The organism is Streptomyces sp. CNT360 (assembly GCF_000424785.1).
The window spans coordinates 317,479-335,693 of sequence record NZ_AUKO01000002.1 but is presented as its reverse complement, the minus strand read 5'-3'; the positions used below and the strand labels follow the sequence as shown (position 1 = coordinate 335,693).

The window sequence follows — 18,215 nt, the reverse complement described above, 5'->3', positions numbered from 1 at the left end:
CTTCCGTACGCCGCCTCCGGGGGCGGAGAGCGGGACCGACTTCGGCGACGGTGCGCGTGGACGTCCCTGTGCGGCGGGTGCAGCAGCCGGTCACCTGGCGGCTGGGCCGCCTCGTGCCGACCGTCGGTACCGACTTGGGCCGGCCGGGGCGCCGCCGGCAGGTGATCCCGCGGCATGCGCAGTTTCGACCTGAACGCAATCTGGTCCGGACCAATACCTTGACGGCTCGATGCAGCGCGCTTACAACAAGTCATGAAGAAAGTCCCGGGTCTGTCGCGCTCACTGCGTTCACCCTGCGACGTCAACTTGTCATGAGCACGCCTGAGTTCAACTTCCCCCCACGAAAGGACGGGCTGACATGGGACTCTCCTGGCGAAGCCGCGCAACGGTCTGCGGCGCCTCCCTGTTGTGCTGCGTCACCGCCGCGCTGCTGCCCGGAACGGCATCGGCCGACCAGGCCCAAGGCAGCGGACACTCCGGGAAGGGCACGCGAGCGGTGGCCTTCTCCGACGACTTCGACGGCCCTGCCGGCGCCCCGGTGGACGAGGCCAAGTGGCAGACCGAGACCGGCGACAACGTGGACAACCACGAACGGCAGTACTACACCTCCGGTGCCGACAACGCCGCGCTCGACGGCAACGGCAACCTCGTCATCACCGCACGCAAGGAGAACCCCGGCGACTACCAGTGCTGGTACGGCAAGTGCGAATACACCTCCGCGCGGCTGAACACCGCGGGCCGCTTCACCCAGACCCACGGCCACGTCGAGGCGCGCATCAAGGTGCCGCGCGGCCAGGGGATGTGGCCGGCCTTCTGGATGCTCGGTGACGACATCGGCAGCGCAGGCTGGCCCGCCTGCGGTGAGATCGACGTGATGGAGAACGTCGGCTTCGAGCCCGACACCGTGCACGGCACCCTGCACGGCCCCGGCTACTCCGGCTCGGGCGGCGTCGGGGCGGGGTACACGCTGCCTGACGGCGCGGCCTTCGCCGACGACTTCCACACCTTCGCCATCGACTGGTCCCCGGGATCGGTCAGTTGGTCGGTGGACGGGACGGTCTACCAGACGCGCACGCCCGCCGACGTCGGCGGCAACGAGTGGGTCTTCGACAAGCCGTTCTTCCTGATCCTCAACCTGGCCGTCGGCGGCGACTGGCCCGGCGACCCGGACGGCTCCACCAGCTTCCCGCAGCAGATGACCGTCGACTACGTGCGGGTCACCACCGACGACTGACCCGGCCGGCACCGCGGCCACCCGGTGCCCGCACCCCGGACGCCGGTCCCGTGACCGGGGCCGGCGAGGGGGTGCGGGCACGAGGGGGCGAGCGCCGTTCCGTCAGCGTTCCAGCACGTCTTTGGCGCGCTCCGGCAGCCGCAGGTACACCAGGGCGGACAGCAGGCACAGCACGGCCACGTACCAGGGGAAGGCGTCCGGCAGCTCCAGTTGCTTGAAGAGGGTGCCGACGTAGGGCGCGGTTCCGCCGAAGAGCGCCACGGCCAGCGAGTAGGGGAAGCCGATTCCCGCGGCACGTACCCGGGCCGGGAAGATCTCGGCGTTCACCGCCGCCGCGATCGCCGTGTAGCCGGTGAGCAGCACCATGCCGGCGCACTGCACCAGCAGCAGGGAGACGAAGGAGTCCCCGATCAGATGCAGCAGCGGTACGCAGAGCACGGCGAACCCGAACGCGAAGGTCAAAAGCAGGGGTTTGCGGCCCACCCGGTCGGAGAGCATGCCGCCCAGCGGCTGCAGCAGCATGAAGAAGACCAGCGAGATCGTGCCGACGAGGAGGGCGTCCCCCTTGTCGAAGCCCGCGTTGACCTCCGCGTAGGTCGGCAGATAAGACGTCCACACGTAGTAGGCGATGGTCCCGCCGGCCGTGATCCCGACGATCAGCGCCGACTCCCCAGGATGGCTGCGCAGCGCGTCGAAGAGGCCGGGGCGGGATGTGCGGGTGTGCTTCTCACTCCGGGTCTCCTGCGCTCCGCGCCGTACCCAGAAACCGGCCAGGCTCAGCAGCGCCCCGATCACGAACGGGGCCCGCCAGCCCCACTGGTGCATCTGCTCGTCGTTCAGCGCGGAGACGAACAGCGCGGCGACCCCGGACGCGACCAGCTGGCCCGCCGTCGTCGACACGTACTGGAAGCTGGAGAACAGGCCGCGGCGGCCCGGACCCGCCGACTCCACCAGAAAGGTGGTGGAGGCCGCGAACTCCCCGCCCACGGACAGCCCCTGGACGAGCCGCGCCACCACCAGCAGGACGGGCCCGAACGCGCCGGCGAGTGCGTAGGTGGGGGTGAGCGCGACCAGCAGGCTGCTGCCGCCCATCAGGAGGATCGTCAGGGTCAGTGCGGTCCGCCGTCCGGCCCGGTCGGCGACCGCGCCGAGCAGCAGTCCGCCCGCCGGACGCATGAAGAAGCCGACCGCGAAGACGGCGAAGGTCGACAGCAGCGGGACCAGGGAGTTGTCCGCTCCCTTGGGGAAGATCTCGTCCGCGATGTAGGTGGCGAGGAACGAGTACGCGAACCAGTCGTACCACTCGACCCCGTTGCCGATGGAGGCCGCCACCAGTTGCCGGCCCGAGCGCCGGGGCGGCCGGTCGTGTGCCGCCTCCGGCTGTGTCCGTCCCGGCTCACGGGCCGGCTCCCCGGCGGAGTCCCGCGACTCCTCCGTCGACTTCGTCATCGATGGTTCCTCTCCGATGCGCTTGCTCTGCGCACCGGGTAACCCGGCGGTGCCACGGCTCCATTCCTGCGCGCCGGTCCGTCCCGCCAAGTGGACATCGCCGTGAGGTCCGGGACGAGGGGCTGCCTGTAGGCTGGCGCGAAAGTCCGTAATGCACAGGTATCGGGATGGCGAGTATGGGGCGACACACCCCTCCTGGCGGGCGGCAGGGAGCACCGGGCCCCGACCCGTACACGGCCGTGATCCGTCTCGACGAGCAAGGTGTCGTGACCGACTGGAGCGAGGGGGCGCAGCGCCTGCTGGGCTACCGGTCGGACCAGGTCGTGGGCCGCCCGTGGGGGGAGCTGCTGGTCGAGGGGCCGCCCGCGAGCGGCATCGCCGGTGCGGAGGGGCCACTGCCGGCAGAGCAGCAGCGCTGGCACGGGCGGCTCGTACTGCGTCACTCCTCGGGCAGCACGGTCGAGGTACGCGCCATCGGTCACCGGCAGCCGCGGGGCAGCGGGCGCTCCGGCTGGCTGGTCGTCTCGTCCGGGACGCGGGGCGAGGCGCCGTCCGACCGGGACGCACTCGTCCTGGGGGCCTTCGACGGGCTGCCGTTCCCGGCCGCGGTCCACGACGCCGACCTGCGACTGGTGCGGGTCAACGCCGCGCTGGAGAAGGTCCTCGATCTCGCCGAGGAGGACGTGCTCGGGCTGCGGCTCGCGGAGATCATGCCCGGGGCGGAGGGCGAGGAGGCCGAGCACGCCATGCGCGGGGTGCTCCGCAGCGGGACGAGCACGCATCTGGACACTCACGTGCGGGCACCGGGCGAGGAGCACGCGCACGCCTGGTCGCTCACGGTCTCCCCGCTACCGGGACCGTCCGGCCAGGTGGTCGGCGTCAGCCTGCTGGCCCGCGACGTGACCGAGCAGGAGGCGGCCAGGCAGCGCCTTCTGCTGCTGAACGAGGCCAGCGTGCGGATCGGCAGCACCCTTGACGTCGTACGGACCGCGCAGGAACTCGCCGACGTCATGGTGCCCGGACTGGCCGACTACGTGAACGTCGACGTCCTGCCCTCCCTCGACCAGACCGAGCCCCCAGCGGGCCCGCTGACGGGCCCCGTCGAGCTGCGCCGTGCGGCGAAGCGGTCCGTCCTGGACCAGAGCCCCGAGAGCACCGTCGAGCTGGGCACGCTCACCCGGTACCCCGAGCAGTCCCCGGTGGCCGAGTGCCTGGCGACGGGGCGCGCCGCCATCTACGAGATGACCGATGCGACAGTCCAGCACTGGGCCGCCGCGGACCCCGCCAGGGCGGACCGTGTCCGCGCCATGGGCACGCACTCGGCCCTGGTCGTCCCGGTGCGGGCCCGTGGCGTGACGCTCGGAGTGGCCGTACTCGCCCGGCACCGGCGGCCGGAGGCCTTCACCCAGGAGGACCGGTTGCTGGCCGAGGAGGTCACCGCACGGGCAGCCGTCTGTGTCGACAACGCGCGCCGCTACACCCGTGAGCGTACGGCTTCCGAGATGCTGCAGCGCAGCCTGCTGCCGCAGCAGTTGCCCGAGCAGCCCGCGGTCGAGGTGGCCTCCCGCTACCTTCCCGCCGGCGCGCGCAGCGGTGTGGGCGGCGACTGGTTCGACGTGATCCCGCTGTCCGGAGCCCGGGTCGCCCTCGTGGTCGGGGACGTGGTGGGCCACGGAGTCCAGGCGTCGGCCACCATGGGGCGGCTGTGCACGGCGGTACGCACGCTGGCCGACATCGACCTCCCGCCGGACGAACTGCTCACCCACCTGGACGACCTGGTCATCCGCCTGTCGTCGGAGGTCGTGGGGGAGGCCGGCGGCACCACGTTCGGCGGGATCGGCGCCACGTGCCTGTGCGCCGTCTACGACCCCGTCAGCCGCCGGTGCTGCCTGGCGCGAGCCGGGCACCTTCAGCCCGTGGTGGCCGAGCCGGACGGAACCGCGCGGCTCCTGGAGGTTCCGCCCGGTCCGCCGCTCGGGGTGGGTGGCCTCCCGTTCGAGTCGGTGGAGGTGGAACTTCCGGAGGGCAGCCTGCTCGCCCTCTACACCGACGGCCTGGTCGAGGCCCGCGAAAGGGACGTCGACGAGGGAGTGGCCGAGCTGCGGCGCTCCCTCGACCCGCGGGCCGTGTCCCTGGACACCGTGTGCGACACGGTGCTGGGCAGGCTGCTTCCGCACCGTCCCGAGGACGACGTCGCGCTGCTGCTGGCCCGTACCCACGCCCTGACGCCCGACCAGGTCGCCTCCTGGGAGATCCCCGACGATCCCGCGGCGGTGGCCGAGGCACGCCGGAAGGCCGCCGCCCAGCTCGTTGCCTGGGGCCTGGACGAGGCCGTCTTCACCACCGAGATGGTGGTCAGCGAGCTGGTCACCAACGCCCTCCGCCACGGACGGCCGCCCGTCCACCTGCGGCTGCTCCGCCACAACAGCCTGATCTGCGAGGTCTCCGACGGCAGCAGCACCTCGCCGCATCTGCGCCGGGCACGGGTCCTCGACGAGGGCGGGCGCGGCCTGCTGCTGGTCGCTCAGCTCAGCCAGCGCTGGGGCACGCGCCACACAGGGGAGGGCAAGACCATCTGGTCCGAGCAGCCCCTCACCCCCCTGTGAGACGGCCGGTCCGACCCCCGCCGCGGTCGCCTGTCGTGCTCGGGCAGGACCGCGAGGCAGATGCCGCTCACCCGGCTCGGGACGACGAGCATGATCGTGCGCCCGGTCTTCCGGAGCGGTGAACGCCTCATCGCCGAGGGCGAGGTACGGCACGACTTCTTCGTCGCCCCGCACCCGCCGACGGTCATCGGCCCGTGGCCGTCAGGCGTCGTCCTCCGCCGCCAGGTGCGCGTACTCCGTGCGCAACTGCCGCTTGAGGATCTTGCCACTGGGGTTCTTGGGCAAGGCACCCGCCACGGCCGCGTATTTGGGCGCCTTGAAGCCGGCGAGCTGTTCACGGCAGTGGCCGATCAGCTCCTCCCCGGTCGCCTCGCTGCCGTCCCGGAGTACGACCACGGCCGTGACCGCCTCGACCCAGTACGGGTGCGGAATGCCGAAGACCGCCGCCTCAGCCACCGCGGGGTGCCGGTGCAGTGCCTCCTCGACCTCCCGCCCGGCGACGTTCTCGCCGCCCGTCTTGATCATGTCCTTCTTGCGGTCGACGACATAGAGGTAGCCCTCTTCGTCGCCGACCCCCAGGTCGCCGCTGTGGAACCAGCCGTCGCGGAAGGACTCCGCGGTCCTCTCCTCGTCGTTCCAGTAGCCGAGCATCGCGTGCGGCGAGCGGTGCACGATCTCCCCGACCGCCCCCGCAGGTACCGTCCGGCCCTCGTCGTCGACCAGCCGTGTCTCCACGTTGAGCGCGGCCCGTCCCGCCGAGCCCGGCTTCGTGCGCTGCTCCTCGGGCCGCAGCACGGTGGCCAGCGGGGACATCTCCGTCTGACCGTAGAAGTTGGTGAGCCGGACCCCGGGCAGGCGGGTGCGCAGCTCCTTGAGCACCTCCGCCGGCATGGGGCCGGCACCGTAATAGCCCTTGCGCAGGGACGACAGGTCGTAGGTGTCGAAATCGGGACTGCGCAGCAGCGCCACCCACACCGTCGGCGGGCAGAACAGCTTGGTCGCCCGCTCCTCCTGGACGGTACGCAGAATCGTGGCGGGGTCCGGGCCGGGGAGCACGATGCTGGTGGCACCGAGCTGGATGTCGGGGGTGAGGAAGACGTGCAACTGGGCGCAGTGGTAGAGCGGGAGGGCGTGGATCTCCACGTCGTCGGCGCTCATCTGACCGTCCACCGCCGCCGATGTGTACTGGGCGAGCAGGCTGCGGCTGGAGAGCACCACGCCCTTGGGACGGGACTCGGTTCCGGAGGTGTAGAGCAGTTGCAGCGGATCGTCGTCCTCGACCACGGTGCGGGGCGCGGTGGCGTCCGGGTGGCGCTCCCAGTCCGCCACGTCCTCCCAGCCCTCGGGCACCGGACCGCCACCCGGCCCGATCCAGCCGCGCAGCCGCACCGGATTCGCGTCGCCGAGCTCGGCCGACGCCGCTTCGGCGACGGGTCGAAGCGCCTCCTCGGCCACGATGCCGCAGGCCCCCGAGTGTCGCAGGATGTAGGCGACCTCTGCGCCGCCCAGCATGAAGTTGACCGGGACCGAGAGCGCCCCGAGCCGGGCCAGCGCGAAGTAGAGGACCACGAACTCCCGGCAGTTGTGCGACAACAGCGCCACCCGGTCGCCCTTGGCCACACCGCGGTCGGCCAGCGCGTGCGCCGTACGGTTGACGGCCGCGTCGAGTGCGGCGAACGTGTCCCGCCGCTCCCGCCACACGAGGGCCGTCTTGTGCGGCAGCCGGGCGGCGGTGCGGCGCAACAGGTCGCCCAGCGCGTGGCCGCGGATCGGGGTGGTGTCGGTCATCGGCGCGCTCCGGTTTGCTGGGGCTGGGGCTGGGGTGTGCGGCCTGTCGTCGAGCGGACCGTGCCGGGCCGCCGGGTGCACGACAGTCCGATACTGTCCGGCGCCGGCCGACGGGCGCCATACCCCTGCGGGATCTTCGTGCCCCACCGGAAGCGGTGACGTCTCCGTGCCGGTACCCGGTAGCCGGCGTGCCCGGAAGGCGTCCGCCTCGGCCGCGCGTGACAACGGCCGCGGTCCACCGCCGGATCCGGCTCACACCACCGGCTCGGACCGGTCCGCAGCCGTCAGGCGGCGCCGGAACCAGGAGGTGAGACCGGCGTCCACCGTGCGGGCCAGGGGAAGCTGCGGTGCGGGCTCGACACCGGGCTCCTCGGCGAAAGGATGCGCCAGGCCGGGCACCGTCAGCAGCTCGGCCCGTCCTGCCATCGCGTCGACGAGTTCCGCCGCGTCGGTGCGCAGCGCGGGGTGGTCCAGCTCGCCGCTGACGACCAGCACAGGGGCGCGCTGCGCGAGGGTGGGCGCCTCGGCGACGAAGTCGAGGCTGTCGACGATCCCCCGGGACTCCGCGTCGTAGGGGTGGTTGCCGGGGAACAGGTCGGCCACGGACCGCATCCGGACGGCAGCGTTCACGACCGCGCCGGCGAAGATGGGAACATCGGTACGCGCAAGGACCCGCAAAGCGACGGCCCCGCCCAAGGAGCCGCCCAGCACCCCGATCGGGCCGTCACCGACCGGCAGTTGTGCGCGGAGCGACGCCAGCGCGGCCGGGAACTCCTCCGTGGCCTGCCGTACGAACGGCCACAGGAAGGACATCAGGGGATCCCCGCGGAACAGCTCCTGAACGGCCGCCGTGCTGCCGTCCGCCATGCGCGCCCCGCACATCGGCAGGCCCAGGTGCACCCGCCACGCGGGCAGTCCGTCCATCGGCAGCGCGGCGGCGGAGGCGGCGTCCGAGCGCGGTGCGTCGAGCATGTGCCATGTGACGATCAAGGGCGCGGTGCCGTTGCCCGACCGGAGGCAGCGCGGTGAACGGCGCACCGGCGGCCGTACCCGTCAACGGTGGGGTCATCCGGACACGGTAGGCCCGCGGCCCTCCGCCGGCGTCCGGTATCGCCACCGGCGAAAGAGTCGGCAGGCTGTCGGGCTGTCACTTCCGGGAGCCGTAAGTGGTCGCGAACTCAGGAGTCGAGCACGGACTTGAGCGACGCCTGAAGAATGTCGATCCCGGCGTGGAGTTCCTCGTCGGTCGTCGTGAGCGGCGGGGCTATGCGGAAGATGCCGCCCATGCCGGGGAGCTGGACGATGTTGAGGTGCAGGCCCCGTTCGAGGCAGGCCGACGTGACCGCTTGTCCGAGCGCGTCCGCGGGGGTCCTGCTCTCCTTGTCGGTCACCAACTCGATGCCCTGGAGAAGCCCGCGCCCCCGTACGTCGCCGACGACCTCGTAGGTGTCGCGCATCTGCGTCAGCCGCTCGGTGAGCTGCTCGCCCAGCGTCGCGGCGCGCGCCACGAGACCGTCGCGCTCGATGACGTCGAGGACGGTCAGCGCGACGGTCGCCGCCAGGGGATCGGAGACGTGGGTGGTGAAGAAGAGGAACCCGCGGTCCTGGCAGACCTGCTCGATTTCGCTGCTGGTCACCACGGCCGCGGCCGGCAGGCCGGCGCCGAGCGTCTTGGAGAGGGTGAGGATGTCGGGGGCCACCCCGTCGCGCTCGAACGCGTACATGTGGCCTGTCCGACCCAGCCCGGTCTGGGCCTCGTCGAGGATGAGCAGCATCCCGCGCTCGGCGCACATCTCCTTGAGGCGGGCGAGATAGCCCTGGGGCAGGTCGATGATGCCGCCGGACGACAGGATCGGCTCCACCAGGCACGCGGCGAGCTCTCCCGTCGACTGCTGGTCGACCAGCGCGAATCCGTAGGCGAGTTCGGCCTCCCAGTCGTAGGAGCCGTCGGGGCGGCGGAAGGGCGAGCGGTATCCGTTGGGGGTCGGCAGCGTGAGGTTGCCCGGCATCGCCGGGCCGTAGCCGCGGCGCCCGGCGGAGAAGGTCGCTGCGGCGGCTCCCGACGTCATGCCGTGCCAGGAGCGGTCGAAGGAGACGATCTCGTGCCTGCCCGTGTACAGCTTGGCCATCTTGACCGCGGCCTCGTTGGACTCCGCTCCGGTCGTCAGGAGCAGCGTCTTGCTCAGGGAGCCGGGCAGCGTCGAGGCGAGCTTCTTGGCCAGGTCGACGACCGGCCGGGACAGCATCCCGCTGAACAGATGGTCCAGGGAGGAGACCGACTGGGACACCGCGCGCACGATGTCCGGGTGCGCGTGGCCCAGGACGGCGCTCATCTGGCCGGAGGTGAAGTCGAGGACAGCCGCGCCGTCGCTGTCGTGGACGTAGGCGCCGTGGGCGCTCTCGATGATGCGCGGCGTGAAGGGCGCGCCGTACCTGACCATGTGACGGTCGACGTCGCCCCAGAAGGTGTCGGTGCTCATGGGCTCTCCTGCCTCGAAGCTGTCTGCCATAGCAGGCTATGCCATTTGCAGTCCGCCGCCAACGGGCAGTCAGGGGAAGACAGCGCTGGTCGGCGGCGGGTGATTTTTTTGTCCTACTGCATTAACCTCCTCGGTAGGTCATAACAGCGAAGCAGGGGCCATGGTCGCGAACCTCCGTGTCAGCCAGCACTCCGACGTGCCGGTCTACCGCCAGATCGTCCGGCAGGTGACGATCATGATCGAGACGGGGCAGCTGCGCGACGGTGACCGCCTGCCCGGCTCCCGGCTGCTCGCCGACAACCTCGGCATCAACCGCAACACCGTGGCGCACGCCTACCGGGAGTTGCGAGGACAGCGGCTCGTCGAGGCGCGGGGGCGCAACGGCATGGTCGTGGTCGGCGGTGAGCAGGCACGCTCGACCTCGGTGGCTCGGGAGCGGGCCCGTGAGGTCGTCGAGGCAGCGGTGCGCACCTGCGTCGACCTGGGGCTGACACCCGCCGAGATCCAGCACCTGGTGACGGACTCCGCAGCGCGGGCGCCGGACACCCTGCCGAAGGTGTCCTTCGTCGAGTGCAACGCCGACCGGGCCGGCTACTTCTCCGACGAACTCGAAAAACACCTGGGCATCGCCGTCGAACCGCTGGTCCTCGGCGCGTTCGAACCCGCCGACCAGCACCCCGACCTGGTGCTGACGACCTTCTTCCACCTCGCGGAGGTGCGCACCCTGTTGCGCCGCCCGACGACGGAGGTCATCGCCATCGTGGTCGCCCCGCACGTCCGGACGCTGCTCCAGATCGCCCAGGTGCCGAAGAGCCGTACGGTGGGCTTGTGTTACTCGACCGAGGACCAGGCGGCGACCATCGGGGACTCGCTTGCACAGGCCGGCGTCACCAACACCAGGGTTCTCGCGGGCACGAGCGACGAGGACCTCAAGGGCGTCGACCTCGTCGTGGTGCCCAGCGAGATGCCCGAACTGAGACAGCGTTTCAAGGGGCGGGTCCGAGTGATCGACTTCGGAAACGTCCTGGACACCGCCTCGCTCCGCATGGTGCGCGACGTGGTCCGGGACCTGCGGCCGGCCGCACCCCGGAGCCCGCACACGCGACAGCCCCGGCCCTGATCCAGGTGTACTGCGCCGGCTTCCGTCCTGTTCCGCTCCTGATCCGCCTCGGCACCGACCACAGAGAAGGGCGCCCCGCATGACGCGACCGCACACCACGGTGCTGGCTGAACCCGGTGCCGCCGGACCACCGGCCGTCTTCGTGCACGGAGTGCTGTCCTGGGGCTGCGACGAGCGCTACGGCTTCGGCCACCAACGGCCGCTGGCGGCACACCGCAGGCTGGTACTGATGGACAGGCGAGGCCACGGGGCGAGTCCCGATCTGCCGGGCCCCTACCGCACGGACTACGCGGTCGACGCGGACGACATCGTCTCCCTGCTCGGCGAGGGCGCTCACCTCGTCGGGCACTCCTACGGCGGCGTGGCCGCCCTCCTCGCCGCGGCAGCCCGTCCCGACCTCGTCCGGTCGCTGTGCCTCATCCAGCCCGGCTCGTTGCGGGTGGCCGAAGAGCACCCGGTCGTACGGGACAGGCTGGCCCGGGCCCGCTCCTCGGTCACGGAACTGCCCGACGACCTCACTGCGGCCGGCTACCTGCGACTGGCCACGGAGTCGGTCGGAATGAGCACCCCGCCCGCCACCGAGGAGCGGTTGCGCGCCGCGTGGACATCGATGGGGGAGCGGCCGTGCTGGGACGCCGAGATCGACCTGGCCCCTCTCGCGTCGGCGCAGTGGCCGGCCATGGTGATCGTGGGGGACTGGGCGGGCGCACCACCCGCCTACCTCGAACTGGTGGGGGAGCCGCTGACCATCGCGTCCCGGGCGCTGGCCGACCGCATCGGTGCCGAGGTCAGGACCGTACCGGGCTTCTATCCCCAGGTGCAGCAGCCCCGGCGGGTCAACGACGCGTTGCTCGCGCTGTGGGACCGGGCGGACCGGGCCTGAGACACACCTGACGGCTCAGCGTGCACGCTTCCTCGGCCGCCGGGCAGTGTGTCAGCGTGTACGCGGGCGGCCTGGGCCGGGCCGTCGCCTCCGGGCGCTTTCGCGTCATCCGTCGCGGGCGGCGAGCCGTTCGGCGATCTCCTGGTCCGCCACTGCCATGGCGGCCTCGGCCCGCTGGTACCAGACCTGCCGCCTGGCGGGGGCCAGGCCCGACCACGGGTGGCGTTCCGCGCTGAACCCCAGCGTGCTGTACAGCGCCTGCGCATACCGCTCGCGGCGGCGCTCCGTGTCGCCCATACGGTTCTGCCTCCTTCGGACACCGGCCATGCCGTGAGCTGCGTGGCCGGAAAAGTGTGGACAACGGCTGCCCAACTGATCATCTCAGAATGAGTTCGGCTCGGGGGCTTGTCAGTTGGGCTGGCGGGCGGCGGAGCTCTGCGGGTGTCGGATGATCCCGTTACTGATGTCCTGTGGGACCGTGTCGCCCCCTTGCTCCCGCCTCGACACCGGCACTGCCCGGGTCGGCTGCCGGCGGACGAGCGTGCGGCTCTGCGCAGGATCCTCTACGTCTTGCGCACGGGTGTGAACTGGGCGGACGTGCCGAGCGAGACAATCGGCTCCAGCGGAGTGACGTGCTGGCGGCGCCCTGAGGGACTGGACCTCGGCCAGCGTCTGGCCGCGTCTGCACGCCATCCTCCTCGCGGAACTGCGCAAAGCAGGTCTGCTGGACATGGACGACACCGCGATCGACGGCTCGCACGTCCGGGCCCTGAAAAGGGGGGATCACGCCGGACCTTCGCCGGTCGGCCGCGCCCGTCCTGGCAGCAAGCACCACCTGGACACCGACCGTCACGGATCACCCCTCGCAGTATCGCTGACCGGCGGAAACCGGCACGACGCCACCCAGTTCATGCCGCTGCTGGACAGCATCCCCTGCGTCCGCGGCCTGGTCGGTCGGCCCCGTCACCGGCCCGATTTCGGGGAAGGGCCGGCTGAGGTCGGAGGCCTCGGCGGGCCCGGGGACAGGACCGGCCGAGGCGGGCGGAGACCAGGCGATGGAACCCGTCTCACCTGGGCTCGCCGGGGGAGGTGCTCGATGCTGTGCGCGAGCATCGGCTCGATCGGCGGGCTCCGCAGTCGCTTCCATCACGTTCCCATAGGTCATCAGGCACAAGATCACCCGGCCCCCGAGAAGGCCTGCCGCCACCGCATCACACGACCAGTCCCCTGCGCCGGACTCACTCTGAAACGGACTGCAAGAAAGGTCCGAGTACGGCCAGGTTGCGGCAAATACCATTACGCAAGAAGCGGTCAGTGGCGGCACTGATCGCACAGTGTGTAACGTGAGAAGAATGCGAGGCGGCATGGCCTTCCTGGAAACGCGGTCACACAAAGGATCGACCACGATGACCCGTAAAAGCGGTGAGGGGCACGCTGTTCAGGTATGAGGTGAAAGGCACAGTGAGTGATCCAATGAGCTCTCCCCGTGGCGGCAGGTCGCTGTCGTCGAGCTTGGGCACCATTTCGGTGGCCGGGCCCCGAGTGCTCCTGGACCTGTTGTCCAGAATGGGAGTCGACAGCCGCCGACTGGCTCGCGCAACCGGTCTTGACACGGACCGGCTCACCGATCCGGCGGGCTGGATGGAGGGCCGGCTCGGCATGGATCTGCTGAACCGTGCTGCCGACACGGTGGGCGACCCCCTGTTCGGCGCGCGCTTCGGCCGTGATCACCAGCCAGGCAGGCTGGGACTGTTCGACTACCTGTTCCTCACGGCGGACTCACTCACGGCAGCCTTCGACACGGCGATCCGGTACATCTCGGTAGCCGCCACCGGTGGTGCGTACAGATGGGCCGAAGGCGACGGTGGGGCCGTCGTCGAACGGATACTGCCGGGCGGCACCCACTTCCTGCACGCGGAGTCCTACGTGCTGAGCTGGCATCTGACCATGGCCCGGCACGCCACCGGAAGCCCGATCCGCCCCGCCCACATCGGTCTCGTGCAGCCGGCGCCGAAGCGGCACCACGCGCTCACCGAGATCCTGGGGGTGGACGACGTCGACTTCGGGTGCCCGGCGACCACCATCACACTGACGCGCCGGGACCTCGACCTGCCGCTGCTCGGAGCCGATCCCATGCTCGCCGCGATGCTGCGTCGGCATGCGGACGGGCGTCGGCTGCCCGCGGAGACCTGGCCCGATCGGGTACGCGCCTTCCTGGCCGATGGTTTCGCCGACCGTCTGGTCACGCTCGACACCGCCGCCCGGCACCTGGCGGTCAGCCCTCGCATGTTGCAGCAGCACCTGCGTGAAGCCGGAACCAGCTGGCGGGCCGAGGTCGAGGCGGCTCGCGACAGTCGGGCGGTCGATCTGCTGCGCAACAGCCCACTGCCGGTCAGGGCCATCGCGACCCGGCTCGGCTATTCCGATGACCGGGCGTTCCGTCGCGCTTTCCACCGGCGGCACGATTGCGGTCCCGACGCTTATCGGCGGCGTGACACCGTCGCGTGAACGGTCTCCGAGTCCGCGGATCCGGTCCTCCCGCCACCGCTCGTACCGCTTTAGCGTGGCGTGCATGAGCAATGAGCCGATTCAGCGCAGCAGTGCTGCGATTCACTACCGTTTTGACGACCGCGACATGGATTTCGTGTTCCAGATGTCCGTGGCTGCCGCCAAGACCGGCGGCCCGGACGCGGGCGAACTGTATGCCATCGCTTCCCGGATCGAAGACGGCAGTACGAAGAGCTGGGTGAAAGAATTCGAAGCCTACGGCGATGCGCAGTGTGCCCTGGCCGCAGACTGGGAGGCGCAAGGGCGCCGCCGCAGCGCCGGCGAGATCCTGATGAAGGCGTACTACGCCTACCGGCAGGCGTGGCAGTTCGCCGCTGGGGACGCTGCGGCGTTCGAGGCCCTGATCGGTAAGTTCGAGAGCGCGTTCGCCGACGCCACGAGGCTGATGGAGCTGCCTCTGACGTACCTGGAGGTGCCGTTCGGGTCCGCGTCGCTTCCCGGGCTGCGCCTGGACGCCGGTCCCGGGGCCCCGACGCTGCTGCTGCACGGCGGGCTCGACACCTGCCGGGAGGACGTGTACCACCTCATCGGCCTGAACGCGTGGCGGCGAGGCTACACTGCGGTGATGGTCGACCTGCCTGGCCAGGGCACCACTCCCCAGCGGGGCCTGCACCTGATGAGCGAGACGGAACGGCCCATCGGAGCGGTCATCGACCACCTCGTCGACGCCTACGGCACCCATCCCGCGCGGTTGGCCCTCATGGGCATGAGCGCCGGCGGCTACATGGTCAGCCGTGCCGTGATGACCGAACGCCGCGTCGCTGCCTGCGTCGCCAGCACCCCGCTCTACGACGGTGGCAGCATGCTTCCCGTCGAGGCGCTCGACGCCATGGCCGCCACAGGTGGCGCGGTACACGGCAGCTTCCTCATGTACCTGTGGCGCTCCGGCCTGACCACGGCGGCGGAACTGGCCGAACTCTTCGCTACCTTCCGGGCCGATCCGTCCGGGGTCGACTGCGCCTTCCTGTCCATCGCGGGCAGCGGTGAGGGGCCTGGCTTCATCGACCAAGCCCGCCGCTGGCACGACCGACTCCCCGTCGAAGACAAGACGCTGCTCGAACTCGACGCGTCCACTGGCGCGGACGCGCACTGCCAGGCCAACAACCCCACTCGCCTGGCCCAGGAAGTCTGCGACTGGCTGGACGATGTCTTCACGCGACGGCCGCAACGGGGCGAATCCGTCATCCGGTGACTTCGCGATCCCGGCGTCCCCGCACCGGCTCCGACGAGCGCACCCGGGCTTCACGGGCGTCCCAGGCCTGTCCCTTTCGTAAGGCCGAAGAAATACCGTTGATCGTGTGAAGATTTCGCGGGAGACAACTATGTGATCACCGCTCAAAAACGCTCCAATGCGGAGCTAGGGCGTGGTGGCGGGTGTGCAGCATTGCCGTACTTCCCGTCCTAGTCCGTCGTCGAGTCGCCAGGTGAAGCATGAAACTGTTCACGCGCAACACGTCACCCCGCCCCCAGGCGCCCGCGGTCGACCGAGCCCCTGCCGAGGCGGGCGGGGCGGATCCGGCACTGCGGGAACTCACCGGGGAATGGGTCATCGACCTCGCGCACAGCCGCATCGGTTTCTCCGTACGCCACGCCATGGTGACCACCGTGCGCGGCGCCTTCACCGACTACAGCAGCCGCCTGTACTTCGACGGTCACGACCCGTCCCGCTCGCGGGCGGAGGTCGTCATCGCCACGGGCAGCGTGGACACCGGGGTGGAGCAGCGCGATGCCCACCTGGTCGGACGCGACTTCTTCGACTCGGCCGGCTTTCCCCGCATGCAGTTCGTCAGTACCGACGTCCAGCTCGCCGGCGGCGACGTGTACCGCATGGCGGGGAATCTCACCATCAGGGACGTGACCCGCCCCGTCGTGCTGGAACTGACCTACATAGGCCAGGTGGTGGATCCCTTCGGTTACCAGCGTGTGGGTTTCGACGGCACGACCACGATCAATCGCACCGACTGGGGTCTGACGTACAACAGCCGGCTGGCCGAGGGCGGCTCCATGGTGAGTGAGAAGGTCCGCCTGCAGTTCGACATAGCCGCGATCCGGAACACCGCAGCGCAGTGAATGTCCCGTGGAGCGGGAACCGGCACACCGCTTGTTAGGCTGGCTGGTCCATGACAGTGCACCGAGAGCAGGTATTCGACCCCGACCGCTTCGCCGGTTCCTGGCGGATCGTCGCCTCGACGTTCCCGATGTGGACCCGCGGCCGACGCGCCGAGCCCCGCTTCCGCTACACTCCGCTGTCGCCCTCCGAGGAGGGGTCGCTGCGGCTCGCCGACGAGGTCTCCTACACCCGTGACGGCCGCCAGAAGCGGATGAAGGGCATCGACACCCGGCTCGACCGTCCCGGTGTGGTCTTCCGCTGGCGCGGCCTGGGCATGCTCCGCCCGCTCAGCAGCGAGTGGAGCGTCACTGCGTGGAACCACGACTACACCTGGGCGGTGATCACCTTCTCGCGGTCCCTGCTGACCCCGGCGGGTGTGGACGTCGTCGCCCGCGAGCGCGCCTGGCAGGACGACTCCGCCATCGCGGACGAGGTCGCGGCGCTGGCGCAGCGGTACGGTGCCACGCCGTTGCAGGCCGCTGCCGGGTGAGCGGGTCGGCGACGCCGTGCCCGGCCCCTCGGGCATGACGAGCCGGGCCACCTGGTGACGGCGGTCAGTGGTGGAAGCCGGTCTCCCGCCGCTTGTCGGTGACCAGCGACCGCGGCTGCTGCCGCAGTTCGGGCAGCAGGCGTTCGAGGTCGTCCAGCAGGAGCGCGGCCAGGTCGCTGCTGAAGCCGTTGCGGCACACGATCCTCAGCACCGACAGGTCCTGGCGGTGGGCGGGGAAGGTGTAGGCGGGTACGAGCCAGCCGTGCTCCCGCAGGCGCCGGGAGACGTCGAAGACGTCGAAAGCGGTGGTGTCGGCTGCGGTGGTGAAGGCGAAGGCCGGCAGTTGGTCACCGCGGGTGAGGAGCCGGAAGTCCGGAAGGCGGGAGATGCCCCCGGCCAGGCACTCCGCCACGTCCCGCGAGGCCTGCTGGACAGCGCGGAACCCTTCGCGGCCCAGCCGCAGGAACGTGTAGTACTGGGCGGCCACCTGTGCGCCCGGCCGGGAGAAGTTCAGCGCGAAGGTGGGCATCCGGCCGCCCAGGTAGTTCACGCGGAAGACCAGGCTGTCCGGAAGGGCCGCCTCGTCCCGCCACACGGCCCAGCCCACCCCCGGGTACACGAGTCCGTACTTGTGCCCGGAGGTGTTGATGGAGGCGACCCTGGGCAGGCGGAAGTCCCAGACCAGCTCCGGGTCGAGAAAGGGCGCGACCATCGCCCCCGAGGCGCCGTCCACGTGCACGGGGATGTCCAGTCCGGTGCGCTCCTGGAGGGCGTCGAGCGCCGCGCACGTGGCGGCGACCGGCTCGTACGAGCCGTCGAACGTGGAGCCGAGGACGGTGACGACGCCGATGGTGTTCTCGTCGCACAGCTCCGCGGCCGCCTGCGGGTCCAGGTGGAAGCGCTCCCCCTCCATCGGTACGACGCGGGGCTCCACCTCCCAGAAGTCGCAGAACTTCTCCCAGCACACCTGGACGTTGATCCCTATGACCAGGTTGGGCCGGGCCGTGTGCGGATACCGGTCCGTGTTGCGGGCGGCCCAGCGGCGTTTGAGGGCCATTCCGGCGAGCATGCACGCCTCGCTGGAACCGGTCGTCGAGCAGCCCACCGCGTGGCCGGGGTCCGGCGCGTGCCACAGGTCCGCCAGCATGGCCACGCAGCGCCGTTCCAGTTCCGCTGTTCTCGGGTACTCGTCCTTGTCGATCATGTTCTTCGACCGGCACTCGCCCATCAGGGTGTCCGCCTGGGGTTCCATCCAGGTGGTGACGAACGTGGCGAGGTTCAGCCGTGCGTTGCCGTCGAGCATCAGCTCGTCCCGGACGAGCCGGTACGTCGTCTCCGGGGCCGTCATCCCCTCCGGCAGCCGGTTCACCGGCGGTACCGCCTCCATGCCCGCGGCCGGATTCGCCGCTCCGTGGAACGGGTTGACCTTCAGACGGGGGTCGGTGCCGTCCGCGCCGCGGCTTCCTGTCCCGTGGTGAACGGACACA

At 70.6% G+C, this 18,215-nt stretch carries 14 protein-coding genes and 1 pseudogene; 9 read left to right on the top strand and 6 right to left on the bottom strand.

Going from position 1 to position 18,215, the window contains the following annotated elements:
* Positions 1 to 358 precede the first annotated feature (358 nt).
* A complete protein-coding gene (locus H297_RS0106015; protein ID WP_027736301.1) occupies positions 359 to 1,234 on the top strand; it encodes a glycoside hydrolase family 16 protein in 876 nt (291 codons plus the stop codon).
* 102 nt (positions 1,235 to 1,336) lie between these two features.
* On the opposite strand, the gene H297_RS0106010 is transcribed toward H297_RS0106015, so the two are convergent.
* Entirely contained in the window at positions 1,337 to 2,683 is a 1,347-nt protein-coding gene (locus H297_RS0106010) for an MFS transporter (RefSeq protein WP_027736300.1), read from the bottom strand.
* Between the two features lie 266 nt (positions 2,684 to 2,949).
* On the opposite strand from H297_RS0106010, the gene H297_RS0106005 reads away from it, so the two are divergent.
* Positions 2,950 to 5,289, top strand: coding sequence for a SpoIIE family protein phosphatase (locus tag H297_RS0106005; RefSeq protein WP_486589423.1), 2,340 nt, complete (start codon positions 2,950 to 2,952; stop codon positions 5,287 to 5,289).
* A 201-nt stretch (positions 5,290 to 5,490) separates the two neighbouring features.
* Here the strand turns inward: H297_RS0106005 and H297_RS0106000 are convergent, their stop codons facing one another.
* The 3 genes from H297_RS0106000 to H297_RS0105990 form a co-directional block, all read right to left on the bottom strand.
* On the bottom strand, positions 5,491 to 7,077 hold the full coding sequence (locus H297_RS0106000) for an acyl-CoA synthetase (protein ID WP_027736298.1): 1,587 nt from the start codon (positions 7,075 to 7,077) through the stop codon (positions 5,491 to 5,493).
* A gap of 252 nt (positions 7,078 to 7,329) precedes the next feature.
* On the bottom strand, positions 7,330 to 8,049 hold the full coding sequence (locus tag H297_RS34795; protein ID WP_486589422.1) for an alpha/beta hydrolase: 720 nt from the start codon (positions 8,047 to 8,049) through the stop codon (positions 7,330 to 7,332).
* Positions 8,050 to 8,255: 206 nt separating this feature from the next.
* Complete coding sequence (locus H297_RS0105990; protein WP_027736297.1) at positions 8,256 to 9,557, bottom strand: aspartate aminotransferase family protein; 1,302 nt, start codon at positions 9,555 to 9,557, stop codon at positions 8,256 to 8,258.
* Positions 9,558 to 9,717: 160 nt separating this feature from the next.
* On the opposite strand from H297_RS0105990, the gene H297_RS0105985 reads away from it, so the two are divergent.
* A complete protein-coding gene (locus tag H297_RS0105985) occupies positions 9,718 to 10,677 on the top strand; it encodes a GntR family transcriptional regulator (protein ID WP_027736296.1) in 960 nt (319 codons plus the stop codon).
* Positions 10,678 to 10,756: 79 nt separating this feature from the next.
* Positions 10,757 to 11,560 (top strand): alpha/beta fold hydrolase, encoded by an 804-nt coding sequence (locus H297_RS0105980; protein WP_037792998.1) that lies wholly within the window; start codon positions 10,757 to 10,759, stop codon positions 11,558 to 11,560.
* Between the two features lie 105 nt (positions 11,561 to 11,665).
* Here H297_RS0105980 and H297_RS0105975 read toward each other — a convergent pair whose 3' ends face one another.
* The gene (locus H297_RS0105975; RefSeq protein WP_027736294.1) at positions 11,666 to 11,857 is read right to left on the bottom strand and encodes a hypothetical protein; all 192 of its coding nucleotides are present in this window, start codon (positions 11,855 to 11,857) and stop codon (positions 11,666 to 11,668) included.
* Between the two features lie 144 nt (positions 11,858 to 12,001).
* Between H297_RS0105975 and H297_RS42585 the strand changes: the two are divergent.
* From H297_RS42585 to H297_RS34780, 5 genes and pseudogenes are all read left to right on the top strand, one after another.
* Positions 12,002 to 12,533 (top strand): annotated as a pseudogene (locus tag H297_RS42585) (IS5 family transposase); the annotation flags it as partial.
* Between the two features lie 500 nt (positions 12,534 to 13,033).
* Positions 13,034 to 14,068, top strand: coding sequence for an AraC family transcriptional regulator (locus tag H297_RS40160; RefSeq protein WP_078513776.1), 1,035 nt, complete (start codon positions 13,034 to 13,036; stop codon positions 14,066 to 14,068).
* A 64-nt stretch (positions 14,069 to 14,132) separates the two neighbouring features.
* Positions 14,133 to 15,320, top strand: coding sequence for an alpha/beta fold hydrolase (locus tag H297_RS34785; RefSeq protein ID WP_158693651.1), 1,188 nt, complete (start codon positions 14,133 to 14,135; stop codon positions 15,318 to 15,320).
* Between the two features lie 239 nt (positions 15,321 to 15,559).
* A complete protein-coding gene (locus H297_RS0105960) occupies positions 15,560 to 16,198 on the top strand; it encodes a YceI family protein (RefSeq protein WP_027736293.1) in 639 nt (212 codons plus the stop codon).
* Positions 16,199 to 16,248: 50 nt separating this feature from the next.
* Positions 16,249 to 16,728 carry a hypothetical protein gene (locus H297_RS34780; protein WP_051351573.1) on the top strand — a complete coding sequence of 160 codons (480 nt, stop codon included), beginning with the start codon at positions 16,249 to 16,251 and terminating at the stop codon, positions 16,726 to 16,728.
* A gap of 64 nt (positions 16,729 to 16,792) precedes the next feature.
* On the opposite strand, the gene gad is transcribed toward H297_RS34780, so the two are convergent.
* A complete protein-coding gene (gad, locus tag H297_RS0105950; RefSeq protein WP_027736292.1) occupies positions 16,793 to 18,214 on the bottom strand; it encodes a glutamate decarboxylase in 1,422 nt (473 codons plus the stop codon).
* Position 18,215 lies beyond the last annotated feature (1 nt).

What these genes read in the sequence shown, in the direction of transcription:
- H297_RS0106015 (WP_027736301.1), top strand. Translation starts at nt 359, where the DNA reads ATGGGACTCTCCTGGCGAAGCCGCGCAACGGTCTGCGGCGCCTCCCTG.
- H297_RS0106010 (WP_027736300.1), bottom strand. Translation starts at nt 2,683, where the DNA reads ATGACGAAGTCGACGGAGGAGTCGCGGGACTCCGCCGGGGAGCCGGCC.
- H297_RS0106000 (WP_027736298.1), bottom strand. Translation starts at nt 7,077, where the DNA reads ATGACCGACACCACCCCGATCCGCGGCCACGCGCTGGGCGACCTGTTG.
- H297_RS34795 (WP_486589422.1), bottom strand. Translation starts at nt 8,049, where the DNA reads ATGCTCGACGCACCGCGCTCGGACGCCGCCTCCGCCGCCGCGCTGCCG.
- H297_RS0105990 (WP_027736297.1), bottom strand. Translation starts at nt 9,557, where the DNA reads ATGAGCACCGACACCTTCTGGGGCGACGTCGACCGTCACATGGTCAGG.
- H297_RS0105985 (WP_027736296.1), top strand. Translation starts at nt 9,718, where the DNA reads ATGGTCGCGAACCTCCGTGTCAGCCAGCACTCCGACGTGCCGGTCTAC.
- H297_RS0105980 (WP_037792998.1), top strand. Translation starts at nt 10,757, where the DNA reads ATGACGCGACCGCACACCACGGTGCTGGCTGAACCCGGTGCCGCCGGA.
- H297_RS0105975 (WP_027736294.1), bottom strand. Translation starts at nt 11,857, where the DNA reads ATGGGCGACACGGAGCGCCGCCGCGAGCGGTATGCGCAGGCGCTGTAC.
- H297_RS40160 (WP_078513776.1), top strand. Translation starts at nt 13,034, where the DNA reads ATGAGCTCTCCCCGTGGCGGCAGGTCGCTGTCGTCGAGCTTGGGCACC.
- H297_RS34785 (WP_158693651.1), top strand. Translation starts at nt 14,133, where the DNA reads ATGAGCAATGAGCCGATTCAGCGCAGCAGTGCTGCGATTCACTACCGT.
- H297_RS0105960 (WP_027736293.1), top strand. Translation starts at nt 15,560, where the DNA reads ATGAAACTGTTCACGCGCAACACGTCACCCCGCCCCCAGGCGCCCGCG.
- H297_RS34780 (WP_051351573.1), top strand. Translation starts at nt 16,249, where the DNA reads ATGACAGTGCACCGAGAGCAGGTATTCGACCCCGACCGCTTCGCCGGT.